We start from the raw sequence: 25,325 nt of genomic DNA, 5'->3' as shown, positions 1-25,325 counted from the left end.
ACGGCGGGACCGCCGCGCGTGCACGAGGGCGACTCGACGCGGCGTGAGAAGCGCATGTCGCTCGGCCAGCATCTGGTCGAACTGCGCCGGCGACTCATGTGGGCCGCGCTGGCCCTCATCGTCGGCATGGTGGTGGCCTTCTTCATCACCGATCCGGTGATCTGGCTCATCACCGAGCCCATCCGCGTCGTCGCCGAGTCGGCGGGGCAGGAGGGCAAGGTCGAATTCATGTACCAGACCATCACCGGCCCGTTCGACATGCGGCTGCGGATCTCCTTCGCGATCGGCATCCTCCTTTCGGCGCCGATCTGGATCTGGCAGATCTGGGCGTTCATCATGCCCGGCCTCACCCGCAAGGAGATCCGCTACACCGTCGGCTTCATGGCCGCGGCGATCCCGCTCTTCTTCGCCGGCTGCTACGTGGGCCTGCTGATCATGCCGCACGTGGTGGAGCTCATGGCGACGTTCGTCCCCGAGGGCGGCGCGCAGTTCTACGACGCGCTCTTCTACTACGACTTCGTGTTCAAGCTCCTCGTCGTCGTCGGCGTCTCGTTCATCCTGCCGGTGTTCCTCGTCGCGATGAACCTCGCCGGGGTCATGTCGGGTCGCGCGATCCTGCGGGGCTGGCGCGTCGCGGTGCTCATCTCGGTGATCTTCGCCGCGCTGGCGACGCCCGCCGCCGACGTGATCAGCATGCTGATGCTCGCGGGCATCCTCGTCGTGCTGTTCTTCGCGGCGGCGGGGCTCTCGATGCTCTTCGATCGACGCAAGGCCAAGCGCGCGGTGGAGTACCTGCCGCCCGAGGCTCCCGCATGACCGACCCCGGTCCAGCGGAGCGGTATGCGCGGGCGCGCGAGTCCGCGGCGCTCGACCGGACGCACCCGATCACCGCGGCCTTCGCGGCAGCGCAGCGCTTCACGCTCGACGAGTTCCAGCTCGAGGGATGTCGCGGCCTCGAGGAGGGCCGCAGCGTCCTGGTGGCGGCCCCGACCGGTGCGGGCAAGACGATCGTGGGCGAGTTCGCCGTGCACCTGGCGATGCGCGAACCGGGCGACAAGGCGTTCTACACGACTCCGATCAAGGCGCTGTCCAATCAGAAGTTCCGCGAACTGCAGGACGTCTACGGCGCGGACGAGGTGGGCCTCCTCACCGGCGACACGAACATCAACGGCAGCGCGCGCATCGTGGTGATGACCACCGAGGTGCTGCGCAACATGCTCTACGCGGACTCGCCCGCCCTGCGGGGACTGCGGTACGTCGTGATGGACGAGGTGCACTACCTCGCCGATCGCTTCCGCGGCGCGGTGTGGGAGGAGATCATCATCCACCTCCCGCCGAGCGTGCGACTCGTGTCGCTCTCGGCGACCGTGTCCAACGCCGAGGAGTTCGGCGACTGGCTCGACACCGTGCGCGGCGACACCGAGGTCATCGTGTCCGAGACCCGGCCGGTCCCGCTCGAGCAGCACGTGCTGGTGCGCGGCGACCTGCTCCCGCTGTTCGACGATCGCGCCGGCATCGCCACCGCGCAGGTCAACCAGGAGCTCATGCGCATCCGATCCTTCAAGGGTCCTGCGTTCGAGAACAACCGTCGCGTGCAGGCGACCAACAGCGCGCGTAACGCCGGGTACGAGGCATCCCGCCGACGCCCGAACCGAGGCGGCAAGCGCCCGGTTCGGTCCGCGAACGTGCATCGCATCGAGCGCCTGGACCGGCCCGACGTCGTGGAGCTGCTCGCGCGGTCGAACCTGCTCCCAGCGATCTTCTTCATCTTCAGCAGGGCGGGCTGCGACGCCGCCGTCCAACAGGTCCGCCGTGCCGGCGTGCGGCTGACCAGCCAGGACGAGCGCGCCGAGATCCGTGCGATCGTCGAGGAGCGCACGCGCACGCTCCACGATGAGGACCTCGCGGTCCTGGGCTACTGGGAGTGGCTCGAGAACCTCGAGCGCGGTGTGGCCTCGCACCACGCGGGGCTGCTTCCCGCGTTCAAGGAGGTCGTCGAGGACCTCTTCCAGCGCAAGCTGGTGAAGGTCGTCTTCGCCACCGAGACCCTCGCGCTGGGGATCAACATGCCGGCGCGGACGGTGGTGCTGGAGAAGCTCGAGAAGTTCAACGGCGAGGCACGCGTCGCCATCACGTCCGGTGAGTACACGCAGCTCACCGGCCGCGCGGGGCGCCGCGGCATCGACGTGGAGGGGCACGCGGTCGTGCAGTGGACCGAGGGACTGGACCCGCAGGCGGTCGCGGCCCTCGCCTCGCGCCGCACCTACCCGCTGAACTCGAGCTTCCGCCCCACGTACAACATGGCGGTCAACCTCATCGACCAGTTCGGCCGGCCGCGCGCGAGGGAGATCCTCGAGTCCTCGTTCGCGCAGTTCCAGGCAGACCGCGCCGTCGTGGGCATCGCCCGGCAGGTCCGCGAGCAGGAGGAGTCGCTCGCGGGGTACGAGAAGGCGATGACGTGCGATCGGGGCGACTTCACCGAGTACTCGGCGATCCGGCGCGATCTCAGCGACATCGAGAAGCTCAACCGCACTGATGCGAATGCGACGAGGGCCGCGCGCGACAAGCGCCAGAAGGAGATCGCCTCGCTTCGCCGACGGATGCAGCGGCATCCCTGCCACTCGTGTCCTGATCGCGAGCACCACGCTCGCTGGGCCGAGAGGTACTGGAAGCTCCGGCGCACGATCGACAAGCTCCGCCAGCAGATCGAGACCCGGACCGGCACCGTCGCGCGCATCTTCGACCGCGTGGTCGAGGTGCTGACCGAGCTCGACTACGTGCGCATCGAGGACGATGCGACCGTCCTCACTCCGGCCGGGCGCACCATGCGGCGCATCTACGGGGAACGCGACCTGCTGGTGGCGGAGTCGTTGCGCCGCGGACTGTGGAAGGACCTGGATCCTGCCGCGCTGGCGGCGCTGGCCTGCTGCCTGGTCTACGAGCCCCGGCGCGATGACGGCGGGCCGGGGGAGCGGGGGCTCCCGCGCGGGCCGTTCCGCACGGCGTTCACCGACACCCTCGACCTGTGGCAGCGCCTCGACGACCTCGAACGCGAGCATCGGCTTCCCGGATCCGAGCCCATCGCCGCCGGTCTCGCCCAGGCGATGCACTCCTGGGCCCGCGGGGCGATGCTCGACCGGGTGCTCGACGAGGCAGATCTGGCCGCGGGCGACTTCGTGCGGTGGTCGAAGCAGACCATCGACCTGCTCGACCAGCTCTCGATCGTGGCGGAGGGGCCGCTGGCGGCGACGGCGCGCAAGGCGCTCGACGCGGTGCGTCGCGGGATCGTGGCGTACTCGGGCGTCTGACAGCGGCTCCACAGTTCGCGCGACCTAGGCTGGATCCGTGCCTCTCGCCGCCCCGCCTCGACCGCTCCTGCCGCTGTGGGCGGCCGTCCTGGCATCCGTCGTGGGCGGCGTCGTGCTCGACCTCGCCTACCCCTCGGTCGGCTGGTGGCCGCTCGCGTTCGTCGGCGTCGCCCTCTCGCTCGTGGCGCTCATCGGACGCTCGGCGTGGGGGGCGCTTCTCGTCGGATTCGTCTTCGGCGCGACGTTCTACCTGGTCCACATCATGTGGATCACGCGCTACCTGGGTGTGGTGCCCTGGTTCGCCCTCGCCGGGATCGAGACGGTCTTCGTGGCGGTGGGCTCTATCGCGCTGATGCTGGCGTATCGCTGGATGCCCCGGCTCTTCCCCTCTCGGTGGGCGCGTCTCGTCGCTCTGCCCGTCCTCATCGGCGGGCTCTGGACGGCTCGCGAGCTGTTCATGGGCTCCTGGCCCTACACCGGCTTCCCGTGGGCGCGCATCGGAATGAGCCAGTCGGAGAGCCCGCTGGCGCACCTGGCGTCGTGGACCGGCGTCGCGGGGCTCACCTTCATGATGGTCGCCTTCACGGCAGCGGTCATCGAGTGGGCGCGGCTCGGGCGATGGCGCGACGTCGGCACCGCCGTGCCCGCGGTGTCCCTCGCCGTCATCCTGCTGCTCGTGCCGGCGTTCCCCACTTCGTCGGCGGGGACCCTGCGGGTCGGCAGCGTGCAGGGAAACGGTCCGTCGGGATACTTCGACCCCCGGGAACCCGGCGACGTGCTCGACGCGCAGCTCGAGGCATCCGCTCCACTGCTCGGTGAGGAGGTCGACGTGCTTCTCTGGCCGGAGGGCGGGATCGACTCCGATCCGCTCGCGATCGAGAGCACGGCGCGCACGCTCGACGCGCTGGCCGAGCGCGTGGACGCGCCGCTCATCGTGAACGCAGCGACCACGCGCGGTGACGACACCTTCAACACGTCCATGCTGTGGGTCGCCGGCGAGGGCGCCGTGCAGATCCACGACAAGAGCAATCCGGTGCCGATGGGGGAGTATGTACCCGATCGGTGGTTCTACGAGGCGCTGGCCCCCGACCTGATCGGGCTGATTCAGCGCGAGTACACGCCCGGCACCAACCCGCCGTTCTTCGATCTCGGCGAGGTGGGAGTGGGGCTGGCCATCTGCTTCGACGTGATCTACGACGAGGTCATCTGGACCGGTGCCCGGGACGGCGCCCAGGTGTACATGTTCCAGACGAACAACGCCGACTTCCGCGACACCGACGAGAACCTGCAGCAGCTCGCCTTCGCGCGCATGCGTGCGATCGAGACCGGTCGCTCGGTGGTGAATCTGTCGACGGTGGGAACGAGTCAGGTGATCGCGCCGGACGGCACGACGATCGACGGACTTGCCGCGGGCGAGCCCGGACACATGCTGACCGACGTTCCGCTGCGAACCGGGCTCACCCCGGCGGTCGTGACGGGGCCCTGGGTCCAGGCGCTGCTGGGCTGGGGCTCGCTCGCCGCCCTCATCGCCCTCGGTGCGGGCGTCGTCGCCGCGGGTCGGCGGGAAAAGAAGACGCCGGCTCCCGAAGGAGCCGGCGTCGCACAGGGTCTGTGAGTCGTCAGGCGCTGATCTTGTCGATCGTGACGTCCTCGCCGGCGCCGCGACGGGCGCGGACGTAGGCGAGGCGCTCCTCGAGGAGCTCTTCGAGCTCGGGGAGCGTGCGGCGCTCGAGCAGCATGTCCCAGTGACTGCGCGGCGTCTTGTCGCCCGAGTGGTCGACGGTTGCGGTTCCGTCGCCGACGCGCAGGAGCGCCTCCGCGCCACAGGTGCGGCACTCCCAGGCGGGGGGCACCTCGGCGTCGGCCGCGAAAGTCAGGGTCGTGTCACGGCCACAGGCCGTACACGTGTAGATGTGCTGTGCACGCTCATGGAAAACGACGCCCTCTTCGCTCTGTAGGCTCTGGGCGCCGAGTCGGATGCCGCGCAAGCTGCGGTCTGCCATTGTGTGGTCCTCTCGTCGCTGTACAGGTATAACGAAGCCACCTGGGCGGATCATCCGAAAGGCCCCTCCGCGGGCGCGTTTCACAGTGGATGCACAGCCCCGCACGGACGTCGCGCGGCCGGAATCCCGGTGCTCTCAATGCAGAGCGCGGAGGGCGACGTCGGCCCGGTCGGTCACGATCCCGTCCACGCCGAGACCGACCAGTCGACGCATGTCGCCGGGGTCGTTCACGGTCCACACGTGCACCTCGACGCCGTGCTCGTGGGCGGCCGCCACGAGCCGCGACGTCACGATCCGCAGGCGACGCTGATGCTCCGGCACCTGGAGCGCGTCGATTCCTTCCAGTGCTCGGGCCACGCGCCGTCGTGAGTGCAGCGCGAGCGCGGCAACGAGGCGGCGGATGGTCTCGCTCCCGGCCGATGTCGCAGGACGGATGCCTCGCCCGGCGGCGTCGGCGGACGCCAGGGCCGCACGGCGACGCTCATCCGAGAAGCTCGTCAGGAGCACGCGCTCTCCGTGCCCCGCGACCAGGCGACCGACGGGTTCGGCCGCAGCGGGCGCCTTGACATCGAGGTTCCACCGCACGGTGGGGAAGGCCTCGAGCGCCTGCGCCAGCGTGAGCAGCCCGCCGCGCCCCGACATGAGCTCCTCGAGTTCGAGCGCGCGCACCGACGCGACGGGCCGAGGATCGCCGGTGACCCTCGACAGGTCGTCGTCGTGGAACAGGACCACGACACCGTCGGCGGTCAGGTGGCAGTCCGACTCGACGTAGTCGACACCGGCGGAGTGCGCCGCGGCCACGGCCGCGAACGAGTTCTCGGCCACGCCGGTGGAGGCGTCTCCGGGCGTCACGAGACCCCGGTGGGCGAGCACGCGCGGCGTCGGGACGCCTTCGAACCAGGGATGACGCGTCACGACGCGGTCGGCGGCAGGCCCGGCGCCTTCTCTTCGGCGCCGGCGCGCGCGGACGGTGCGGCTGAAGTCGCCGCGCCCAGGAACGAGCCGCTCAGTCCCTTGAGCGCCTCGGTGAACTCGCTGGGGATGATCCACAGCTTGCTCGACGCGCTGTCGGCGATCTTCGGCAGCGTCTGCAGGTACTGGTACGCGAGGAGCTTGTCATCGGGGTTGCCGCTGTGGATCGCGTCGAACACGGTCTGGATGGCCTCGGCCTCACCCTGCGCGCGCAGCACCTGGGCCTGCTTGTCACCCTCGGCCTTGAGGATCTCGGCTTGACGACGGCCCTCGGCTTCGAGGATCTGCGACTGCTTCGATCCTTCGGCGGTCAGGATGGCGGCTCGCCGGTCCCGCTCGGCGCGCATCTGCTTCTCCATGGAGTCCTGGATCGAGTGGGGCGGGTCGATGGCCTTCAGCTCCACCCGTCCGACGCGGATGCCCCACTTGCCGGTGGCCTCGTCGAGGACGACGCGAAGCTGGCCGTTGATGTTGTCGCGGCTGGTCAGCGCCTCCTCGAGGTTGAGCCCGCCGACGACGTTGCGCAGCGTCGTCGTGGTGAGCTGCTCGACGGCACCGAGGTAGTTGGCGATCTCGTACGTCGCCGCGCGTGCATCGGTGACCTGGAAGTAGACGACGGTGTCGATGGAGACGACGAGGTTGTCCTCGGTGATGACCGGCTGCGGCGGGAACGAGACGACCTGCTCGCGCATGTCGATCAGCGGCCGGAGACGGTCGATGAAGGGGACGAGCAGGTTGAGGCCGGGGGTGAGGGTCTTGTGGTACCGGCCGAGGCGCTCGACGATGCCCGCGTTGGCCTGCGGGATGATGCGGATGGAGCGCACGATCACGACCAGCACGAAGATGAAGACCGCGATCGCCAGCAGCCACGCGATGGCGGTCGGGATGAAGGTTTCGAGGTCGCTCATGCGCGGGGATCCTCCGTGGGGGTCGAGGCGGGGTTCGCGGGGCGGACGACGGCGGTGGCCCCGTCGATACGGCTGACGGTGACGACGGTGCCGGGTTCGAGCTCGCCGCTCTCGGTGCGGGCCGTCCACACGTCGCCGTTGCTGAGGCGCACCTGTCCGCCGTGAGCGCTGACGGTCGCCACCACGCGGCCGCCGAGATCGATCAGGGCATCGACATTGGACGGCGTGGGGTCCTCGCCGCGGCGCAGGCGCCGCAGGAGCGGGGGGCGCAGGAACAGCACGAGCACAGCGGCGACCACGGCGGCGATGATGACCTGCAGCCAGATCGGGGCGCCGGCGAGGTCTGCGCCGAGACCGGCCAGGCCGCCGATGCTCAGCATCAGGAACGTGAAGTCGAGCGTGAGCATCTCGATCACGAGGAACGCCAGGATGAGCACGAGCCACCCGATCCACGCGTACTGTTCGATGGTCTGGATGAGCTCCACGATGCGCCTCCTCGTCCCTCGAACCTAGCAGGTAGGGTCGAGGGCGTGACTGAGACACCCACCCCGCTCCCGGCCGCCTCGCTCGCCGGGAAGACCGCCCTCGTGACCGGCTCCTCGCGCGGCATCGGCGCCGACACCGCGCGCTACCTCGCACAGGCGGGAGCCGACGTGGTGATCAACTATCGCAACAAGGCGCCCCGCGCCGAGAAGCTGGCCGCCGAGCTGCGCGAGCTCGGTGTGGACGTGCTGGTGGTGGGTGCCGATCTGACGGATGCCGCGTCGGTGCAGGCCATGTTCGCCGAGGTCGAGCGCGCTTTCGGGCGTCTCGACATCCTCGTTCTCAACGCCTCGGGCGGCATGGAATCCGGGATGGCCGAGGACTACGCCCTGCAGCTCAACCGCGACGCCCAGGTGCGCGTGCTCGAGACCGCTCTGCCGCTCCTGGGCGAGGGCGGCCGCGTCGTCTTCGTCACGAGCCACCAGGCGCACTTCATCCGCACCACCCCGACCATGCCCGAGTACGAGCCGGTCGCCCTCTCAAAGCGGGCAGGGGAGGACGCCCTGCGGGAGCGCATCCCGGCTCTCGCCGAGCGCGGAGTCGAGTTCGTCGTCGTCTCAGGCGACATGATCGAGGGCACGATCACCGCGACGCTGCTCGAACGGGCCAACCCGGGAGCGATCGCCGCACGCCGCGAGGGTGCCGGCAAGCTCTACAACGTGTCCGAGTTCGCCGCCGAGGTCGCCCGAGCCGCGCTGGATCCGGTCCCGGACGACAACACCCGCCTCGTCGGGGACACCAGCTCGTTCGCGGGGGAGTGACGCGTGCGCGCCGACGACATCGAGAAGCTCATCTCGGTCGGACGCCCCGCGATCGCGGCCGACGGCTCGTTCGCGATCTTCGCGACGTCCCGTCCCGACCTGACGGCCAATCGCGGGGTCGGGCAGCTGTGGCGCGTCGACCTGCCGGACGGCACGCCCCGGCGGCTCACCCGCGGCGTCGCCGACTCCGGACCCCGGCTGTCGTCCGACTCCACGCGCGTCGCGTTCGTGCGCGGTGATGCCAAGGGCCGCCCGCAGATCTTCGTGATCCCCGCTCACGGCGGTGAGCCGGTGCAGGCCACCGATGCGCCGAGCGGCGTCGAGACGTTCGCGTGGGCTCCCGACGGGCGCTCGTTCGCGTATCTCGCCCGGGTGCCCGAGCCCGGTCGGTACGGCAGCGTCGAGGGGCTGGATGCCTCGGCCGAGGCGCCGCGGCACATCACGGGCATCCGCTGGCACTTCAACGGGCTGGGCTACTTCGCCGACCGCCCCGCGCACGTCTTCGTCGTGACGGTGCCCGAGACGGACGCCGAGCCCTTCTACGAACCCGCCCCGGCGGTGCTCCCGGAGGGTGAGCAGCCCCCGAAGAAGCCGGTCGTGGGCGCCGAGCCGCGCCAGCTCACCGAGGGATCGGCGTCGCACTCGGGACTCGCCTTCTCACCCGACGGCGCCGAGGTGCTCACCACGGTGGACGAGATCGAGTCCACGCGCCGCGATCTTCGCACCCGCCTCATCGCCATACCCGTGGACGGCTCCTCCCCACGCGAGGTGCTGTCGCGCGAGGCGGGGCTCTCGGTGTTCGACCTCGACGTCGCCGCCGATGGCACGGTGGCACTTCTCGCCCACGAAGTGGGGGAGGACGGCGTGGACTTCATCGCGCCCGGTGTGGGTCTCTGGCTCGCGGAGGGTGTCGGCCCGCGCCGGCTCACCGACGAGGAGTCCATCAACCTGGGCGACGGTCACATCACGCCGGTCGGCGACGACTTCCTCGTCCAGGACGCCACCCGCGGGCGGATGCGCCTGCTGCGCGTGACGCGCGCCGGCGACGTCAGCGAGGTCCTCGCGGGTGACGTCGAGGTCACGGGCCACGCCGCCGCCGGCGGGGTCGTGGTCGCCGCGGTGTCGACGCCCGAGTCGTTCGGTGAACTCGTGCTCGTCGAGGGCGGGAAGTCCCGCACCCTCACCGCGTTCGGTGCGGCGGCCGCGGCATCCGGAATCGCGCTCCCGACCGAGCTGACCGTCGACGGGCGCGACGGCTATCCCGTCCACGGCTGGGTCGCCACACCGGCGGGCGAGGGGCCGTTCCCCGTGATCCTCCAGATCCACGGCGGACCGTACGCCGCGTACGGTGTGCATCTGTTCGACGAGACCCAGGTGCTCGTCGATGCCGGCTACGCCGTGGTCTACAGCAACCCGCGGGGATCGGCAGGTTACGGCCGTGCGCACGGGCGCAGCATCCGGCAGGCGATGGGCACCGTCGACTTCCACGACGTCATCGACTTCCTCGAGGGCGCTGTCGCCGCCGATGCGCGCCTCGATGGATCCCGCGTCGGGGTGATGGGCGGCTCGTACGGCGGATACCTCACCGCATGGGTCATCGCGCATGATCACCGCTTCGCCGGCGCGATCGTGGAGCGCGGATTCCTCGATCCGGCGACATTCCAGGGGACGAGCGACATCGGCACGTTCTTCGGCGACGAGTACGTCGGCGTGTCGGTCGCGGACATCGCCCGGCAGAGCCCGATGGCCGTCGTGGACAAGGTCACCACGCCGACGCTCGTGATCCACTCCGAGCTGGACTTCCGCTGCCCCCTCGAGCAGGCGACCCGCTACTACGCGGCGCTCAAGCGCAACGGCACCGAGGCGGAGATGCTCATCTTCCCCGGAGAGAACCACGAGCTCACCCGCTCGGGCCAGCCGCGTCACCGCGTGCAGCGGTTCGAGGCCGTGCTCGACTGGTGGAACCGCAAGCTCCCGGTTCGCTGACCGCACGAGAAAGGGCCCCGGGATCTCCCGGGGCCCTTTCTCGTCAGCGGATCAGAGGTCCTTCTTGCCGAAGGTGAACGCGCGGACGATGTTGATGATGCCGAGCACGACCAGTGCGATGCCGAGCAGCCACCACAGGACCACAGCTCCCCACAGCGGGCTGAACACGAGGTACAGACCGGCGATGATGCTGACGATGGCGAAGAAGATCGACCAGCCCTTCGAGGAGGCGTCGCCGAGCGTCGACAGGGCGACGATGCCTTCGACGATCCACAGGATGCCGACCAGGATCACCACGAACACGGCGAGCCAGGCCGTCGCCTGCTGGAGGTTCACCAGCGCCACGACTCCGGCGATGATGAAGAGGATGCCGAGCGCGATGTGGCCGAGGCGCGCCCACCCGCCCTTGTTCCTCGTGAAGATGCCGAGGCCGGCGTAGACGATGCCCGCGGCGATCGCGTAGATCGCGATGACGACGGTCACGACGAACGCCGCGTTCTGGGGCTGGAAGATGATGAACAGACCCGCGAGGACGGCGAGCACGCCGCCGACTCCGAGTGCGGTGCGAATGCCGTTGACGGCCGACTTCTCGGCTGCTGATTCCGTGGACATGCGAGAGTGTCCTTTCTGAGAGTTGCCTGTGAAGGTGCGGCCCAAGCCTAGACCCCAACTCGAAGTTCGCGGCATTCACCGCCGTGTGTCGCGTCACGCGCGTTCATCGATCCGTCCGCTCCGGAGTCTGGCTTCCGGCTCCCTCAGCGCGTTACGGTGAGCGTGCAGGCCGGTCGGACAGGGAGGCAACCATGGCAGTCTTCTCACGGGGATTCGGTGCGCGGCGACGCGAGACGGACCCCGCCCTCCCACCCGGTCAGTACCTCACCGACGACTTCCCCGTGCTCTCCGCCGGCCCGACGCCGCGGATCGAGACAGCGGAGTGGTCCTTCGCGGTCCTCGAGGACGGGCGGGGGCGCGCCCGGTGGACGTGGGACGAGTTCATGGAGCTCCCCGCCGAAGACATCACCACCGACATCCACTGCGTCACGCGGTGGTCGAAGCTCGGGACGTCGTGGCGGGGCGTGTCGATCGACACGCTCCTCGAGGCTGTCGACACCGAGGCGACGCACGTCATGGCGCACTCGTACGGCGGCTACACCACCAACGTCCCGCTCGAGGACCTCATCGACGGCAAGGCGTGGGTCGCCTACGAGTTCGATGGCGAGCCGCTCGACCCCGAGCACGGCGGACCGGCCCGTCTGCTGGTGCCGCACCTGTACTTCTGGAAGAGCGCCAAGTGGGTCAAAGGGCTCGAGCTGATGGACGCAGACGCGCCCGGGTTCTGGGAGCAGAACGGGTACAACATGCACGGCGATCCGTGGAGCGAGGAGCGGTATTGGTGATCGTCGGCGGCTGGCGCCCGGCTCGCGTCGCCCGCGTCGCCGAATCCACCGCCTCCGCCCGCATCCTCCACCTGGAGGTCCCGGGGTGGCCGGGGAGTGATGCCGGACAGCATGTGGACATCCGCCTGACGGCCGAGGACGGCTATCAGGCGGTGCGTTCGTACTCGCTCGCGTCGTACGGGCCGGGGGAGACGATCGAACTCGGCGTCGACGAGATCCCCGAGGGGGAGGTGTCGCCCTATCTGGTGCGGGACGTGCGAGCCGGTGACGAGCTCGAAGTGAAGGGACCGCTCGGCGGCTATTTCGTGTGGCGGCCCGGGGGAGAGGAGCCGGTTCAGCTCATCGCAGGCGGATCGGGTGTGGTGCCGCTGCTCGCGATGGCGCGGGCTGCGAAGGATGCGGGCACCGAGGCATCCGTTCGAATGCTCTACTCCGTGCGGGGGCCGGATGAGGCGATGTATCGCGAGGAGCTGGAGAGCATTGCCGGTGCCGGGGGAGTGGACCTCACGTGGGTGTACACGCGCCGGGCGCCCGACGGATGGGAAGGCTCGGTGGGCAGGCTCGACGACGCGGGGCTCGCAGGCGCAGTATGGGAGCCGGAACGCGATCCGATCGTGTACGTCTGCGGTCCGACGGGCTTCGTCGAGCACGTCGCCGATGCTCTCGTGGAGCTCGGACATCGACCGGAGCGGATCCGGACCGAACGCTTCGGAGGTGCGTGATGCGCGCGGAGAATGCCACCGTGACCGTGGACGGGAACGTTCTCGCCGGGCTGCTGAGCGACGTCCTCGACGGGGACGCGACATCGCTCGTCGGCACGTGTGCGGGATGCGGGGCGGAAGCCGCCCTCGCCGAGACCATGGTCGAGATCGACGAGGCCGCCGCGATCGCGCGCTGCCGCTCGTGCACGCACACGCTCCTCACCGTCCTGCGCGACGACCGCGGTGTGCGCGTCCTGATCGGGATGCTCCGGGAGCTGCGGCGACCGTGACGGGTCAGCCCAGCACGAGCGTCACCGCGATGAGCACGGGGACGCAGCCGATCGTCGTGAGGAAGACCGTGTCGCGGGAGATGGTCTCGCCGACGCCGTAGCGCTGCGAGTAGTTGAAGACGTTCTGCGCTGTCGGCAGTGCGGCGAGCACCACCACGACGAGGACGTCGCGCGCCCCGAGTCCGAAGACGAACTCCGCGACGACCCACGCGAGCAGCGGCATGACGAGGAGCTTGAGCGTCGTGGCCAGGAGGATGTCGCGCCGACGTCCGGAGGCCCCCAGCACTCGCTGGCCGTGCAGCGAGATGCCGTAGCTGATGAGGAGCACCGGCACGCACGCGTTGGCGATGACCTGCGCAGGGTCCATCACGATCGGCGGAAGCTCGATTCCGCTCACCGATACGAGCGTGCCGAGCACGGAGCCTAAGACGATCGGGTTGGTGGCGGTCCGGGCGACCGAGCGCCACAGCGTCGAGCGACCGAACGTGACGGCATCCAGGATCGCCATCGTGATGGGCGTGAAGACGAGGAGCTGCAGCAGGATCACCGGTGCCGGGAAGGCTGCGCTTCCGAGCAGGTACAGCGACAGCGGGATGCCGATGTTGTTCGAGTTCACCTGGCCGGCGCTCAGGGCGCCGATGATCGTCTCGCCGACGGACCTGCGCCACGCGAGCCGTGCGACGAGCACGTACAACGCGATGATGGCGACGGCCGTCACCGCCGACACGGGCAGGAGCGCCGAGAACAGCGTGCGCACATCGGCCTGCGCGAGCACCACGAACAGAAGGAAAGGCGAGAGGACGAAGAACGTCAATCGTGCCAGCACAGGGCGCGCATGCTCGCCGAGGAGATCGATCCGGCCGATGATCCACCCGACGAGGATCGCGACGCCCACCACGACGAACCCGGTGAGCGACTCCAGCATGCTGAGAGCCTACGGATGCCCCGTGCGTGGTTCGAATCGATGCGACCCCTGCCTGGTCCAATTGAGGCGCGAGCCTCTCATGGAAAAATAATCAAATACATTGCCGAATAGCCTTGACGGCCCGGCGACAGGTGCCCATCATGGAATCGTCTCGTACCGCCCTGCGGTAGAAGGACACCTCTCCCCACACAGGGGCGACGCCGCACGTTCCCCCAGGCGTGCTCTCAGACGCGTCCCTGCCCACCCCTCGCCACGTGCCCGGCGAGGGGTGGTTCTTTTCCCCGTATCGCGTGCGTGGCTAGCGTGGAGGCATGACCACCCCCGCACCGGCCCGTGATCGCGCGACGCGAAAGGTCGACACCCTGTCGATGCTCGCCCAGCCGTCCGTCGATGCGTGGGTCGCCACGGCGTCGGCGATGGGGGAGCCGCACCTGGTCCCGCTCTCGCTCGCGTGGACGGCTGATCGTCTCGTGATCGCGGTGGAGCGGGGTTCCGCGACCGCACGGAACATCGACGCATCCGGGACGGCGCGGCTGGCTGTCGGGCCGACGCGAGACGTCGTGCTGATCGACGCGACGCTCGAGCGCTCGGTCGGCGTCGACGACGATGCCGCGATCGGTCGCGCGTACGCGGCGCAGGCGGACTGGGATCCGCGCGGGCTGACGGCGTACGTGTTCCTCGTGCTGCGGCCCCTGCGCGTGCAGGCGTGGCGCGAATCGAACGAGCTCCGCGGCCGCGTGCTGATGCGCGATGGCGACTGGCTGGCGTAGTCGAATGCCTGCGTACGAAGACGACGTCGTGCTCTCCGGTGGCAACGTCACGCCGGTCGTGCGCCGGGGGGACGCGGTCCACCGGGGCTCGGGTCCGTGGACGCCGGCCGTGCATCGCCTGCTGCATGCGCTCGGTGAGGCCGGGATCGAGGGGGTGCCGCGTGCGCTCGGCTACGACGACCTCGGTCGCGAAGTGCTCTCCTTCGTGCCGGGGGAGACGTTGGCGGATGCCGCACCCGCGGTGCTCTGGTCCGAGTCCGTGCTCCTGGCTGCGGCCCGCCTCCTGCGTCGTCTCCACGACGCGTCGGTGCCCTTGGCGGCCGACGCGGCACTCACCTGGAGATCCCCGCGCCGGGAGCCCGCCGAGGTGATCTGTCATAACGACTTCGCGACGTACAACCTGCTCGTCACCGGGGATGCGCTTTCCGGTGTGATCGACTTCGATTTCGCATCACCGGGGCCGCGGATGTGGGACCTTGCGTACTTCGCGTACCGGATCGTGCCGCTCGCCGAGGATGCTCCGGCCGCGGAGTCGCTCGACCGGCGCGCACGCCTCGAATCGCTGATCGCCGCCTATGGGGCGAGGTTCACCGTGCAGGACGTCGTTGCGGCCGCGGCCGATCGCCTCGACGATCTCGCGGAGTTCACGCGCGGCCGCTTCGCCCAGACCGAACGCACCGATTTCCTGCAGCACGCGGCGATGTACGAGAGGGACGCGGGGCGCCTGCGCACCGACGGGCTCTGACGCTCTCCCACATTCGCTGATAATGCACATTATGTCAGATTTGATTCGCGAGGCACCGCCCCGCAATCCGGCGTGCTGATCGGATCGGGCCGGAATGATCGGGCGCGGGCTCCCCGATCGGCGGAGGCTGGATGGCGAAGGAGGAAACCGTGATCGCTGATCTCAACCGGCTCGTCGAGTACGTCGACGCGCGTCTCACGGATGACATCGACATCGCCGTGCTCGCCCGGGACCTCGCCACCACCGAGTACCACCTGCGGCGGATGTTCTCGTCGCTCGCCGGAATGCCGCTGTCGGACTACATCCGACGGCGGCGCATGACCGTCGCCGCGACCGACCTCGTCGGCGACGGCGAACTGCTCGATATCGCCGTGCGCTACGGCTATGGCTCGACCGAGGCGTTCGGTCGGGCGTTCCGTGCGGTCCACGGCGTCGCGCCGGGTGACGTCCGCCGCGATGGCGGTCCCCTCCGGGCGCAGCCGCAACTGCGGTTCCGTCTCACCGTCGAAGGGAGCACACCCATGGAAACCCACATCGTCGAACGCCCCGCATTCCGCCTCGTCGGACATGCCGCCCGCGTTCCCCTCGTCCACGAGGGGGTCAACCCGCACATCCAGGCCCACATCGCCGCGCTGCCGCTCGAGGAGCACGCGCGTCTGAAGGCGCTCAGCAGCGCCGAGCCCGGAGGCCTGCTGCAGGTCAGCGCCGACGTCGACCCCGACTACACGGAGGGCTCCGAACTGACCTACCTTCACGGCGTGGCCGTTGCCGAGAGCGCGGCCACTCCCCCCGACCTCGATGTGATCGAGGTTCCCGCCGGCGCCTGGGCGGCTTTCCGCGTGTCGGGCGACTACCCGGCGGCGCTTCAGCAGGCGTGGGCTGCGACGGCCACCGACTGGTTCCCGTCGAACCCGTGGCGGCTGCGGCCAGGTCCGTCCATGGTCGCCGTCGTCGACCGCTCCCCCGACTTCGCCACCGCGACGTGCGAGCTGTGGCTGCCGGTCGAGCGAGCCTGAACGACCCGGGAGACGGATGCCGCGGCATCCGTCTCCCGCCGTCTGACAGACTGCGGTGATGTCTTCCGACCTCACCCGGCTGTGGCCCGCGGCGGGCGTGCGCGTACGCAGCGCACGAAGGAACGGGGCGGGACCTTCCGGTCCCGCCCCGTTCGAATCTCTGTGTCAGAGTCCGACGGTGTCGTCCGTCGTGCTCGTGGACCGACGCGTGACACGGTCGCCGGCCACGGGGTCGACGGTGTGCGTGACGGATTCGGCGCGGCGACGGCGCATCATCAGGACGATGCCCACGATGAAGATGACGGCGCCCGCGGCCATCAGGATGTATCCGATCATGTCGAGGTTGACCCACTCGACCGTGACGTTCACCGCGAAAGCCAGGATGGCTCCGATGGCGAACAGTGCGATTCCTGCTCCGATGCTCATGCGAGGTTCCTTTCCGGGGCGCGACGGTCGGCCCTCCCCTGGGTGCGGGACGCATTCGTCCCACTGAATACGCTCGCGGATGAGGGGCATCGCGTGCAGGGGCTTGACAAGTCGGGTTTCTGTCGGTTTCCGCGCGCAGCCGCGTCGTTTCTTACCTTTGCGGCCACTCCGGCGGGCGCCCGGCCTACGGTGGAACGGTGCGCTCGCTCCCTCGGTCCTCGTTCTCCCAGCCGGGGGCGAAGGCGTGGATCATCTGGACCGTCGGGGTCACCGGCTACGTTCTCGCGGTGACGAATCGCTCGTCGCTCAGCGCTGTCGGCGTCGACGCGGCAGAGCGATTCCAGGCGGATGCCTCGACCCTGTCGCTGTTCGCCGTGGTGCAGCTCGCGGTGTACGGCGGGATGCAGATCCCCGTGGGGGTCCTGCTGGACCGTTACGGCGCGCGCCCGATCATGACCGTGGGAATGATCCTGATGGCGGTCGGGCAGCTCACGATGGCTCTCTCCCCCAGCGTCGGGATCGCGATCGTCGCCCGGGTCCTGCTCGGTGCCGGGGATGCGGCGATCTTCCCGGGCGTCCTGCGGGTCATCGCGACCTGGTTCCCGGCCCAGCGCGGTCCCTTCATGGTCCAGATCACCGGCGTCGTCGGCCAGACCGGTCAGCTCGTCGCGCTGCTGCCGCTCGCAGCGCTGCTGCACGCGACCTCGTGGACCGTCACGTTCGGCAGCATCGCCGGTCTCGGCATCCTCTTCGCGGTCCTGGTGTTCCTGCTGGTCCGCAATCATCCGCCGGATCGCGACGAAGATGTGTCGGTCGACACCGACACGGGGGCGATCCGCGTCGTCACGTCGTCGATCGACACCGGCGTCGGAATCCGGGCGGCATGGGCGCATCCGGGCACGCGGCTCGCGTTCTGGTCGCATTTCACGACGCCGTTCGCCGGCACGGCCTTCGTGCTCCTCTGGGGCATGCCCTTCCTGACCGCCGGCGAGGGCCGCACAGCGGCGGAGGCGGCCCTCATCATGTCGACGTACGTCCTCGTCGGGATGGCGCTCGGACCGGTGATGGGCGAGCTGTCGCGCCGCATCCCGCACCTGCGGTCGCGGGCGCTCGTGCTGCCGGCCGTCGCGACGCAGTTCGTCGCATGGATCGCCGTGGTCGCGTATCCCGGGCCGGCTCCGCTGTGGCTGCTCTCTCTGCTCGCGATCGCTCTCGCGACCGGTGGTCCCGCGTCGATGATCGCGTTCGACCATGCGCGTACCCACAACCCGTCCCATCGCCTCAGCACCGCGACCGGCGTCACCAACGCCGGCGGATTCCTCGCGGCGCTCATCGCGATCTTCGCGATCGGGCTCGCCCTCGACCTGCAGGGGGCGGGGACGCCGGGGACATACTCGCTCGACGCGTTCCGGATCGCCTTCCTCACCCAGGTGCCGTTGTGGCTGCTCGGCGCCGTCTTCATCGTGATCGAGCGCAAGCGCACGCGCATCCGCCTGGGATGGGATCCGCCCCGCGCTCCGCGCAGGCCGCCGCGCGGTCGATAGGAGCACCGGCGGAACGGACGCGGCACCGCAACACCACGCGAGTTTGTAGGGTGGCGTTACCTGCGACGGAAGGACGCCCGTGCCGAACCCCTCCCCTCTCGTGATCTCGCCCGAGGTGCAGATGGCGCTCGCCGACGGAGCGCCTGTGCTCGCGCTCGAGTCGACGATCTTCACGCACGGACTGCCGCGCCCGCGAAACGTCGAGGTGGCGCTGGACGCCGAGGAGCGCGTGCGCGCGATCGGCGTCACGCCGGCGACGATCGCCGTGGTCGACGGGCGGCCGACCGTGGGGCTGTCGACCTCCGAGATCGAGCGCCTCTCCGAGGCCGATGGCGTGGTCAAGGCGAGCCTGCGTGACGTTCCGGTCGTGTCCGCGAAGGGACTGAGCGCGGGAACGACTGTCGCCGCGACGGCACACCTCGCGCACCTCGCGGGCATCCGCGTCTTCTCGACCGGCGGCCTCGGCGGCGTGCACCGCGCGGCGCAGGAGACGTTCGACGAGTCGGCGGATCTCGGCACCCTGGCCGCACTGCCGCTGGTCGTCGTCAGCGCGGGCGTGAAGTCGATCCTCGACATCCCGCTCACGCTGGAGCGCCTCGAGACGCTGAACCTCGCGGTCGTCGGCTATCGCACGACGGACTATCCGGGGTTCTACATCGCCGACTCCGGGTACGACGTCGAGTACTCCGTGGACAGCCCGGGAGAGATCGCGCGTATCGCCCGAGCGCGGGACGGCCTCGGCATCCGCTCGACACTGCTCGTGGCCAATCCGGTCGACCCCGCGCACGAGCTCGACGCCCACCTGCATGACGACGTGCTCGCGCGTGCGCTGGCCGCTGCGAAGGCCGCCGGGATCTCGGGCCACGACACGACGCCCTTCCTGCTGGACTACATGCAGCGCGAGACGGGGGGTCGCAGCCTGGATGTGAACGTCGCGGTCTACCGAGGCAACGTCGACCTCGGCGCGCGGATCGCCGTCGCGCTCGCTGAGCGCACGCGATGATCCTGGTGATCGGCGATCTCGTCGCCGACCTCATCGTCCTCGGCGGCGCGTCCCTGGAGCGGGGCACCGACAATCCTGCCGAGGTGCGGCTCACGCGCGGCGGGAGCGCCGCGAATGTCGCGACCGCGATCGCCCCCAGGCATCCGGTGCGCTTCATCGGGCGCGTCGGCGATGACACGATCGGCCGGGCGCTCGTCGCCGAGATGGAATCCGCCGGCGTCGACGTGAGGGTGCAGGTCGGCGGCCGCACGGGGGCGATCGTCGTCCTCGTCGATGCCGTGGGTGAGCGGACGATGATCACCGACCGAGGCGCGGCAGCCGACCTCGAGACGATCGATCCGGTGTGGCTCGACGGTGCGGAGTGGCTCCACCTGCCGCTCTACGGATTCGCCACGCCCGCGTCGCGTGCGGTGGTGACGGATGCCGCGGCCGCCCTGGCCTCGCGCGGGATGGTCTCGCGCCGGAAAGTCCCCGTCAGCATCGACCTCTCGAGCGTGGCGACGATGCGCGACCTCGGACGCGACATCCTCCAGGAGCTCATCGAGGCCGTCGTGCCGGACGTCGTCTTCGCCAACGCCGATGAGGCCGCGACGGCTCACGAGCTGGGCCTCGATCTCGGGAACGCCACCTGCGTGGTCAAGCGCGGCGGTGATCCCGTGCTGATCGTGGTCGACGGCGCGCAGATCGAGGTGCCGGTTCGTCGCGTCGACGACGTCGTCGACTCGACCGGGGCGGGAGACGCCTTCGCTGCCGGGTACATCGTGACAGCGCTGGCCGGCGCGGACGCGGTGCCGTGCGCCCGAGCGGGCAGCGAGCTCGCGCTGAGCGCGCTGCGCCGCCCGGGCGCGCTGTGATCGCTAGGCGGACTGGAGCGTCTCGAGCACCCGCTCGATGTCGTCGATGAAGGCGTTGTAGCCCGCGATCGTGGCCTGCACCTGCTCGTCGGTGAAGTCGGCGCGGTCCTGGCGGATCGTCAGCTCGGTTCCGCCGTCGACCTCGGCGAGGTCGAAAAGCACGGGGAGGCCGACGTCATCGCCGGGCTGATCGGTCAGGGTCATCGCGAGATGCGAGGGCGGGTCGACCACGTGGTACTCCCCCGCCCAGTCGATGCGGTTGCCGTCGGGGAGGAGCATGACGGCGCGGAAGGCGCCGCCCGGGCGAACGTCCATCGTCAGCGATTCCTGCGGCACCTCGACGGCCGCGGTCCCGAACCACACCGCGAAGTGCTCGGGCCTGGTGATCGCCTCGAACACGAGTTCGCGCGGTGCGCGGAGCGTGCGGGTGATCGTGAAGTAGTCAGCCATCGGAGTTCTCCTTGTCGTGTGATGCCGAGGGATCGGCGGGGCTGAGGTGCTGCAGAGCATGGAGGTACAGATCGAGCGCACCGACGCTGTCTTCCCAGAAGCGCGCGTAGTCGCCGATCCAGCGGGATGCCTCGGCGAGCGGCCGCGCCTCGAGGCGCGCCGGGCGGTATTGCGCATCCCTGCCGCGCGAGACGAGACCGGCCCCCTCCAGCACGCGCAGGTGCTTCGAGACGGCGGCGAAGGTCATGTCGAACGGAGCGGCGATCTCGCCCACGGTGGCCTCTCCCTCACTGAGCCGTTCGAGGATCGCTCGGCGCGTGGGGTCTGCGAGAGCCGAGAACGTGCGACTCAGCTGGTCGTCGGCCATGGTCTGCTCTCCTTCGCCTGTATTCAACCTATTGGTACAGTACCGAATGGTTGAATAATCCGCAAGTGTCGGATGCCCGCGCTACGGTGACGGCATGCCTCGCGTGATCTTCTACACGGCCACGACCCTCAACGGATTCCTCGCCGACGACGAGCACTCGCTCGACTGGCTCTTCGCGACGCCCGGCGGCGAGGGTGGAGACAGCGACTTCCAGGAGTTCCTCGCGGGAATCGGCGTGCTCGTACAGGGCTCCTCCACCTACGAGTGGGTCCTGCGCCATGAAGATCTCATCGCGCACCCCGAGAAGTGGCCGGCGTACTACGGCGCGCGGCCGACGTTCGTGTTCACGGGACGCGAGCTGCCGTCCGTCCCGGGGGCCGACCTCCGCTTCGTCCGCGGTGACGTCCGCGATGCGTGGCCCTCGATCCGCGAGGCCGCCGGGGAGAAGGACGTCTGGATCGTCGGCGGCGGCGATCTGGCGGGGCAGTTCGCCGACGCCGGCCTGCTCGACGAGATCCGCGTCTCGATCGCCCCTGCGGTCCTGCCGTCTGGCATGCCGCTGCTCCCTCGCCGCATCGGATCCGACGTGCTCACGCTCACGGCCGTGCGCCAGGCTGGTGCCTTCGCCGAGCTCACCTACTCGGTGAAGGCGCAGCGATGAGCGACCGGTGGCGCGGGGTTGTGGCAGCCCTCCTCAACCCGGACCTGCGTGCCGTGCTCGCCGAGACCATCGGAGCGAGCGAGCTGAGTGATGCGCGCCGTGCTCGGGCGAAGGCGCGGTTACGTGAGATCGGACTTCTGAGCGAGACCGCTGGCGGCGACGTCTTCGATGAGGACTTCGTGCGCAGCATCCTGGCCGAGAACGCGCCCACGCGCCCGACCGGTGTCGTCCGCTTCCTCGACCGAGACGGGCGTATCATCCGCTGGCCGGTGCGCTTCGACGACCTTCTCGAACTGCTGCAGTGGGTGGCCGCCCGCGCACTCGAGCCCTCCGCTGCCTATACCGAGGCCGAGATCAATGAGAGACTCGCCGCCTTCACCGACGATGTCGCGCTGCTGCGTCGGCACCTCGTGGACGCCGGAGTCGTCGCGCGCACGCCATCGGGTTCGGAGTACCGGCTGGCCGGCTCAGGCCCCTGACGGTCGCACCTCGAACCACTCCGCGTGCTTCGGCTCGCGGCCGTCTCCCGACGAGGTGCGTGTGAGGCGGCGCTGAACCCACGGGCCGACGTGCTGACGGTAGTACGCGGCCCCGCGCGCCGCGGCGAGGGGAAGGGGTGGGAGCGACCACCAGGCGGCGGGCGGCTCGAGGCCGAGCGCCGTCAGCACGCGGGCCGCGACGCGGTGATGCCCGCGCGCGTTCATGTGCAGGCGGTCCTCCGACCAGTACGGCGGCGTGGAGAGTTCGCGGTCCGGCCAGTTGAAGGCTCGGAAGACGTCGTCTCGATCGGCCAGCTTCGCCGTCACGGCAGCCGACAGCAGGTCGCCGCGTCGCTGGATCAGCCGACTCATCGGCAGCTGCGCCGACGGGTTCGCGCCCGACAGGACGATGAGCTGCACACCCTCCTCGTCGCAGCGCCGAAGGACATGGAGGAACGCATCGACCACCCGTGACACGCTCGTTCGAGGGCGGAGCATGTCGTTCCCGCCGCCGTTGAACGACAGGTGCGTGGGCCGCAGCGAGAGCGCGGGTTCGAGCTGCTGCTCGACGATCGGCCAGACGAGCTTTCCCCGGATCGCGAAGTTCGCGTAGTCGACCGGGGCTGCCGAGGCATCCGCCCACCCCTGCGCAACCAGATCCGCCCATCCGCGCACGCGTCCGTCCGGGAGCTCATCGCCGACGCCCTCGGTGAAGGAGTCGCCGATCGCGACGTAGCGTACCGCTGCCATCACTCCAGCCTAGGGCTGGTCAGCGGTCGTCCAGGGCGGCGCCCCGGCGGTCGGCGAGGCCCCACGCGGCGAGGGCGGCGATGCCGAAGAAGGCCGCGAAGACGACGAAGAGGGTCGGTGCCCCACCCGCGGCGAGAAGCAGGGGTACCGCGAGCGGAGCGATGATCGAGGCGATGCGCCCGGCGCCGGCGGCCCAGCCGGATCCGGTCGCGCGCAGCGAGGTGGGGTACATCTCGGGGGTGACGGCGTACAGCGCTCCCCACGCGCCGAGGTTGAAGAACGACAGCGCCATTCCGGCGGCGATGACCGCGCCCTCCGTGGTCGCGGTGCCGAAGAACACCGCGGCGACCGCGGACCCGACGAGGAACACCGACAGCGTCAGCCGTCGGCCCCACACCTCGATGAGCCACGCCGCGACCGCATACCCCGGCAGCTGCGCCAGCGTGATGATGAGCGTGAATCCGAAGGAGCGCACCAGGTCGTAGCCCTGCGCGACGAGGATCGACGGGATCCAGATGAACGCGCCGTAGTACGAGAAGTTGACGCAGAACCACACCAGCCACAGGCAGGCGGTGCGTGCGCGGAACTCCCGCGACCACAGCCCGGCCAGACGCGAGCCGACCGAGGAGGCGACGGGGGGTTCGATGAGGGGCGCCGCAGACCCGGTGACGGTCGGCGCCCTCTCCCCCGCGGCGGCCTCGAAGGTGCGAACCACTGCGTCGGCCTCGGTGTGGCGTCCCCGTCGCTCCAGCCAGCGAGCCGACTCGGGAAGACCCCAGCGCACGAACAGCGCGTACGCCGCGGGAAGCGCGCCGAGGGCGAACGCCCACCGCCAGCCGGCATCCGATGCGGGGATGACGAAGTAGCCGATGAGCGCTGCCGCCGTCCAGCCGACGGCCCAGAATGCCTCGAGGAAGACGATGAGTCGACCGCGCATCCGTGCCGGCGCGAACTCGCTCACATACGTCGATGCGACCGGCAATTCGGCGCCGAGCCCGAGGCCGACGAGGAAGCGGAGCACGAGGAGCGCCGCGAGCCCGCCGACGAGCGCGCTCGCGCCTGTCGCGAGCCCGTACACGAGCAGGGTGATGGCGAACACCGAGCGGCGCCCGATGCGGTCGGCGATGAGCCCGCCGGCACTCGCGCCGACCGCCATGCCGATGAAGCCGACCGACGCGATCCAGGCCGTCTCCTGGGGCTGCAGCTGCCACTGGACAGCGAGTGCGGCGATGACGAACGAGATGAGCCCGACGTCCATCGCATCCAGCGCCCATCCGATCCCCGACCCCGTCAGCACCCGCAGGTGCCGTTGCGTGAAGGGCAGCCGGTCGAGGCGCTCGGAGGTCGTCGCGGGGACGCGGGTGTCGGCATCCGTCATAGCGTCATGCTACGGACGATGGGGATCCCGCGGCGCCTACGAGAGCATGTCGCGCACGAGTGGCGCGACCTCGGTGCCGTAGAGCTCGATCGAGCGCATCGTGCGCTCGTGCGAGAGCGTGCCGGTCGAGAACTTCATGTCGAAGCGCTCGACGCCGAGGGTCTTCACGGTGTCGGCGATCTTGCGGGCCACGGTCTGGGGCGAGCCGACGTACAGGGCGCCTTCGGGACCGACGTCGCGCTGGAAGCGCATGCGGCTGTACGGCGGCCAGCCCCGCTCGCGGCCGATGGTGTTGTTCATGGCGGCGAAACCCTCGTACGCCTCGTCCCAGGCCTGCTGGTCGGTCTCGGCGACGTGTCCCGGCGAGTGCACGCCGATGGGAAGCGGCTCGTGCTCGAACGTCGTGAGCGATCGGCGGTAGAGGTCCGCGAAAGGCCGGAACCGGTCCGCCGGGCCGCCGATGATGGCCAGCATGAGCCCGTAGCCATAGCGGGCCGCACGCACCACGGACTCGGGAGTGCCGCCGACGCCGACCCAGGCGCGCAGGCCGTTCTCGGTCTTGGGGAAGACGTCGGCGTCGGTCAGCGGCGCGCGGAGCGTGCCCTGCCACGTGACCGGCTTCTCGTCCAGGAGCTTCGAGAACAGGTCGAGCTTCTCGTCGAACAGCGTCTCGTAATCGCGCAGGTCGTAGCCGAACAGCGGGAAGGACTCGATGAACGATCCACGGCCGAGGATCACCTCGGCACGCCCGTTCGAGACGGCGTCGAGCGTGGCGAAGCGCTCGTACACCCGAACGGGATCATCGCTCGAGAGCACCGTGACAGCAGTTCCCAGGTGGATGTTCTCGGTGCGGGCCGCGGCGGCGGCGAGCACGATCTCGGGGCTCGAGACGGCGAACTCCGGGCGGTGGTGCTCCCCCACTCCGAAGAACGACAGTCCCACGCGGTCGGCGAGAACGGCCTGCTCGACGACGTTGCGGATCGTCTGCGCGTCGCTGAGCAGCTCGCCCGAGTCGTCGCGGGTCACGTCTCCGAAGGTGTCGAGTCCCAGCTCGACGGCGGCGAGTTCAGTCATCCGAAGCATCCTTT

General features: G+C 69.8%; 28 protein-coding genes. 16 read left to right on the top strand and 12 right to left on the bottom strand.

The genetic code is table 11. The annotated features are described in order from the left end of the window. Positions 1–54 precede the first annotated feature (54 nt). Genes tatC through lnt form a run of 3 tightly spaced genes read left to right on the top strand, consistent with a single transcriptional unit; the run spans position 55 to position 4,923 of the window. A complete protein-coding gene (gene tatC / locus HF323_RS10920) occupies positions 55–816 on the top strand; it encodes a twin-arginine translocase subunit TatC (protein ID WP_169582833.1) in 762 nt (253 codons plus the stop codon). Continuing rightward, entirely contained in the window at positions 813–3,308 is a 2,496-nt protein-coding gene (locus HF323_RS10915) for a DEAD/DEAH box helicase (protein ID WP_169582600.1), read from the top strand. Before tatC ends, HF323_RS10915 begins: the two co-directional genes overlap by 4 nt. 37 nt (positions 3,309–3,345) lie before the next feature. Then, the gene (lnt, locus tag HF323_RS10910; RefSeq protein ID WP_169582599.1) at positions 3,346–4,923 is read left to right on the top strand and encodes an apolipoprotein N-acyltransferase; all 1,578 of its coding nucleotides are present in this window, start codon (positions 3,346–3,348) and stop codon (positions 4,921–4,923) included. 4 nt (positions 4,924–4,927) lie between these two features. Here lnt and HF323_RS10905 read toward each other — a convergent pair whose 3' ends face one another. The 4 genes from HF323_RS10905 to HF323_RS10890 form a co-directional block, all read right to left on the bottom strand. Continuing rightward, positions 4,928–5,311, bottom strand: coding sequence for an RNA polymerase-binding protein RbpA (locus HF323_RS10905; RefSeq protein ID WP_169582598.1), 384 nt, complete (start codon positions 5,309–5,311; stop codon positions 4,928–4,930). 135 nt (positions 5,312–5,446) lie between these two features. Then, the gene (locus tag HF323_RS10900; RefSeq protein WP_169582597.1) at positions 5,447–6,226 is read right to left on the bottom strand and encodes a glycerophosphodiester phosphodiesterase family protein; all 780 of its coding nucleotides are present in this window, start codon (positions 6,224–6,226) and stop codon (positions 5,447–5,449) included. After that, positions 6,223–7,191 (bottom strand): SPFH domain-containing protein, encoded by a 969-nt coding sequence (locus HF323_RS10895; protein ID WP_223169311.1) that lies wholly within the window; start codon positions 7,189–7,191, stop codon positions 6,223–6,225. Before HF323_RS10895 ends, HF323_RS10900 begins: the two co-directional genes overlap by 4 nt. After that, positions 7,188–7,676, bottom strand: a complete 489-nt coding sequence (locus HF323_RS10890) for an NfeD family protein (RefSeq protein WP_188241690.1) — start codon at positions 7,674–7,676, stop codon at positions 7,188–7,190. The genes HF323_RS10895 and HF323_RS10890 overlap by 4 nt, the downstream gene beginning before the upstream one ends. Positions 7,677–7,721: 45 nt before the next feature. Between HF323_RS10890 and HF323_RS10885 the strand changes: the two genes are divergently transcribed. After that, positions 7,722–8,495, top strand: coding sequence for an SDR family oxidoreductase (locus tag HF323_RS10885; protein WP_169582596.1), 774 nt, complete (start codon positions 7,722–7,724; stop codon positions 8,493–8,495). A gap of 3 nt (positions 8,496–8,498) precedes the next feature. Then, positions 8,499–10,481, top strand: a complete 1,983-nt coding sequence (locus tag HF323_RS10880; protein ID WP_169582595.1) for a S9 family peptidase — start codon at positions 8,499–8,501, stop codon at positions 10,479–10,481. A gap of 51 nt (positions 10,482–10,532) precedes the next feature. Here HF323_RS10880 and HF323_RS10875 read toward each other — a convergent pair whose 3' ends face one another. Then, on the bottom strand, positions 10,533–11,093 hold the full coding sequence (locus HF323_RS10875) for a DUF308 domain-containing protein (protein ID WP_169582594.1): 561 nt from the start codon (positions 11,091–11,093) through the stop codon (positions 10,533–10,535). Between the two features lie 191 nt (positions 11,094–11,284). Here HF323_RS10875 and HF323_RS10870 point away from each other — a divergent pair, with 191 nt between their 5' ends. Genes HF323_RS10870 through HF323_RS10860 form a run of 3 tightly spaced genes read left to right on the top strand, consistent with a single transcriptional unit; the run spans position 11,285 to position 12,869 of the window. Continuing rightward, a complete protein-coding gene (locus HF323_RS10870) occupies positions 11,285–11,878 on the top strand; it encodes a sulfite oxidase-like oxidoreductase (RefSeq protein WP_169582593.1) in 594 nt (197 codons plus the stop codon). Next, positions 11,875–12,600, top strand: coding sequence for a ferredoxin reductase (locus tag HF323_RS10865; protein WP_169582831.1), 726 nt, complete (start codon positions 11,875–11,877; stop codon positions 12,598–12,600). The genes HF323_RS10870 and HF323_RS10865 overlap by 4 nt, the downstream gene beginning before the upstream one ends. Positions 12,601–12,620: 20 nt before the next feature. Continuing rightward, complete coding sequence (locus HF323_RS10860; protein ID WP_317451053.1) at positions 12,621–12,869, top strand: DUF6510 family protein; 249 nt, start codon at positions 12,621–12,623, stop codon at positions 12,867–12,869. Between the two features lie 4 nt (positions 12,870–12,873). Here HF323_RS10860 and HF323_RS10855 read toward each other — a convergent pair whose 3' ends face one another. Next, positions 12,874–13,794, bottom strand: a complete 921-nt coding sequence (locus HF323_RS10855; protein WP_169582591.1) for an AEC family transporter — start codon at positions 13,792–13,794, stop codon at positions 12,874–12,876. A gap of 311 nt (positions 13,795–14,105) precedes the next feature. Here HF323_RS10855 and HF323_RS10850 point away from each other — a divergent pair, with 311 nt between their 5' ends. The 3 genes from HF323_RS10850 to HF323_RS10840 all read left to right on the top strand — a co-directional run bounded on the left by HF323_RS10850 (position 14,106) and on the right by HF323_RS10840 (position 16,325). Beyond that, a complete protein-coding gene (locus HF323_RS10850; RefSeq protein ID WP_169582590.1) occupies positions 14,106–14,564 on the top strand; it encodes a pyridoxamine 5'-phosphate oxidase family protein in 459 nt (152 codons plus the stop codon). 4 nt (positions 14,565–14,568) lie between these two features. Further along, positions 14,569–15,309: a phosphotransferase gene (locus HF323_RS10845; RefSeq protein WP_169582589.1), complete on the top strand. Its 741-nt coding sequence runs from the start codon at positions 14,569–14,571 to the stop codon at positions 15,307–15,309. Between the two features lie 149 nt (positions 15,310–15,458). Then, positions 15,459–16,325, top strand: a complete 867-nt coding sequence (locus HF323_RS10840; protein ID WP_169582588.1) for an AraC family transcriptional regulator — start codon at positions 15,459–15,461, stop codon at positions 16,323–16,325. Positions 16,326–16,490: 165 nt separating this feature from the next. Here HF323_RS10840 and HF323_RS10835 read toward each other — a convergent pair whose 3' ends face one another. Then, on the bottom strand, positions 16,491–16,751 hold the full coding sequence (locus HF323_RS10835; protein WP_169582587.1) for a DUF6458 family protein: 261 nt from the start codon (positions 16,749–16,751) through the stop codon (positions 16,491–16,493). 197 nt (positions 16,752–16,948) lie between these two features. On the opposite strand from HF323_RS10835, the gene HF323_RS10830 reads away from it, so the two are divergent. The 3 genes from HF323_RS10830 (at position 16,949) to HF323_RS10820 (ending at position 20,152) form a co-directional block, all read left to right on the top strand. Then, positions 16,949–18,295 carry an MFS transporter gene (locus HF323_RS10830; protein ID WP_169582586.1) on the top strand — a complete coding sequence of 449 codons (1,347 nt, stop codon included), beginning with the start codon at positions 16,949–16,951 and terminating at the stop codon, positions 18,293–18,295. A gap of 79 nt (positions 18,296–18,374) precedes the next feature. Further along, on the top strand, positions 18,375–19,298 hold the full coding sequence (locus tag HF323_RS10825) for a pseudouridine-5'-phosphate glycosidase (protein ID WP_169582585.1): 924 nt from the start codon (positions 18,375–18,377) through the stop codon (positions 19,296–19,298). After that, positions 19,295–20,152 (top strand): carbohydrate kinase family protein, encoded by an 858-nt coding sequence (locus HF323_RS10820; RefSeq protein WP_169582584.1) that lies wholly within the window; start codon positions 19,295–19,297, stop codon positions 20,150–20,152. The genes HF323_RS10825 and HF323_RS10820 overlap by 4 nt, the downstream gene beginning before the upstream one ends. Before the next feature lie 3 nt (positions 20,153–20,155). Here the strand turns inward: HF323_RS10820 and HF323_RS10815 are convergent, their stop codons facing one another. Further along, entirely contained in the window at positions 20,156–20,602 is a 447-nt protein-coding gene (locus tag HF323_RS10815; protein WP_169582583.1) for an SRPBCC domain-containing protein, read from the bottom strand. Beyond that, positions 20,595–20,969 (bottom strand): metalloregulator ArsR/SmtB family transcription factor, encoded by a 375-nt coding sequence (locus HF323_RS10810; protein WP_169582582.1) that lies wholly within the window; start codon positions 20,967–20,969, stop codon positions 20,595–20,597. Before HF323_RS10810 ends, HF323_RS10815 begins: the two co-directional genes overlap by 8 nt. Before the next feature lie 94 nt (positions 20,970–21,063). Between HF323_RS10810 and HF323_RS10805 the strand changes: the two genes are divergently transcribed. Together HF323_RS10805 and HF323_RS10800 are read left to right on the top strand one after the other, a co-directional pair. Continuing rightward, positions 21,064–21,630, top strand: coding sequence for a dihydrofolate reductase family protein (locus HF323_RS10805; protein ID WP_169582581.1), 567 nt, complete (start codon positions 21,064–21,066; stop codon positions 21,628–21,630). Continuing rightward, complete coding sequence (locus tag HF323_RS10800) at positions 21,627–22,109, top strand: DUF2087 domain-containing protein (RefSeq protein ID WP_169582580.1); 483 nt, start codon at positions 21,627–21,629, stop codon at positions 22,107–22,109. Before HF323_RS10805 ends, HF323_RS10800 begins: the two co-directional genes overlap by 4 nt. Here HF323_RS10800 and HF323_RS10795 read toward each other — a convergent pair. From HF323_RS10795 to HF323_RS10785, 3 genes are read right to left on the bottom strand one after another with little or no spacing between them, the layout of a single operon-like run. After that, complete coding sequence (locus HF323_RS10795; protein WP_169582579.1) at positions 22,098–22,859, bottom strand: SGNH/GDSL hydrolase family protein; 762 nt, start codon at positions 22,857–22,859, stop codon at positions 22,098–22,100. The two genes, HF323_RS10800 and HF323_RS10795, sit on opposite strands and share 12 nt — an antisense overlap. Before the next feature lie 19 nt (positions 22,860–22,878). Next, on the bottom strand, positions 22,879–24,237 hold the full coding sequence (locus HF323_RS10790) for an MFS transporter (RefSeq protein ID WP_169582578.1): 1,359 nt from the start codon (positions 24,235–24,237) through the stop codon (positions 22,879–22,881). A 36-nt stretch (positions 24,238–24,273) separates the two neighbouring features. Then, on the bottom strand, positions 24,274–25,311 hold the full coding sequence (locus tag HF323_RS10785) for an LLM class flavin-dependent oxidoreductase (RefSeq protein ID WP_169582577.1): 1,038 nt from the start codon (positions 25,309–25,311) through the stop codon (positions 24,274–24,276). Positions 25,312–25,325: the final 14 nt, after the last annotated feature.

Origin of the sequence: Microbacterium sp. MF43 (genome assembly GCF_012847295.1) — a bacterium.
Classification (GTDB): Bacteria; Actinomycetota; Actinomycetes; order Actinomycetales; family Microbacteriaceae; genus Microbacterium.
Note: the sequence above shows the minus strand (reverse complement) of the source record. Positions and strands in the feature narration are given on the sequence as shown.

Coding starts and splice junctions, on each gene's coding strand:
- HF323_RS10820 (WP_169582584.1), top strand. CDS start 19,295: ATGATCCTGGTGATCGGCGATCTCGTCGCCGACCTCATCGTCCTCGGC.
- HF323_RS10800 (WP_169582580.1), top strand. CDS start 21,627: ATGAGCGACCGGTGGCGCGGGGTTGTGGCAGCCCTCCTCAACCCGGAC.
- HF323_RS10875 (WP_169582594.1), bottom strand. CDS start 11,093: ATGTCCACGGAATCAGCAGCCGAGAAGTCGGCCGTCAACGGCATTCGC.
- HF323_RS10815 (WP_169582583.1), bottom strand. CDS start 20,602: ATGGCTGACTACTTCACGATCACCCGCACGCTCCGCGCACCGCGCGAA.
- HF323_RS10870 (WP_169582593.1), top strand. CDS start 11,285: ATGGCAGTCTTCTCACGGGGATTCGGTGCGCGGCGACGCGAGACGGAC.
- HF323_RS10810 (WP_169582582.1), bottom strand. CDS start 20,969: ATGGCCGACGACCAGCTGAGTCGCACGTTCTCGGCTCTCGCAGACCCC.
- HF323_RS10790 (WP_169582578.1), bottom strand. CDS start 24,237: ATGACGGATGCCGACACCCGCGTCCCCGCGACGACCTCCGAGCGCCTC.
- HF323_RS10845 (WP_169582589.1), top strand. CDS start 14,569: ATGCCTGCGTACGAAGACGACGTCGTGCTCTCCGGTGGCAACGTCACG.
- HF323_RS10850 (WP_169582590.1), top strand. CDS start 14,106: ATGACCACCCCCGCACCGGCCCGTGATCGCGCGACGCGAAAGGTCGAC.
- HF323_RS10785 (WP_169582577.1), bottom strand. CDS start 25,311: ATGACTGAACTCGCCGCCGTCGAGCTGGGACTCGACACCTTCGGAGAC.
- HF323_RS10835 (WP_169582587.1), bottom strand. CDS start 16,751: ATGAGCATCGGAGCAGGAATCGCACTGTTCGCCATCGGAGCCATCCTG.
- HF323_RS10795 (WP_169582579.1), bottom strand. CDS start 22,859: ATGGCAGCGGTACGCTACGTCGCGATCGGCGACTCCTTCACCGAGGGC.
- HF323_RS10915 (WP_169582600.1), top strand. CDS start 813: ATGACCGACCCCGGTCCAGCGGAGCGGTATGCGCGGGCGCGCGAGTCC.
- tatC (WP_169582833.1), top strand. CDS start 55: ATGTCGCTCGGCCAGCATCTGGTCGAACTGCGCCGGCGACTCATGTGG.
- HF323_RS10855 (WP_169582591.1), bottom strand. CDS start 13,794: ATGCTGGAGTCGCTCACCGGGTTCGTCGTGGTGGGCGTCGCGATCCTC.
- HF323_RS10905 (WP_169582598.1), bottom strand. CDS start 5,311: ATGGCAGACCGCAGCTTGCGCGGCATCCGACTCGGCGCCCAGAGCCTA.
- HF323_RS10805 (WP_169582581.1), top strand. CDS start 21,064: ATGCCTCGCGTGATCTTCTACACGGCCACGACCCTCAACGGATTCCTC.
- HF323_RS10895 (WP_223169311.1), bottom strand. CDS start 7,191: ATGAGCGACCTCGAAACCTTCATCCCGACCGCCATCGCGTGGCTGCTG.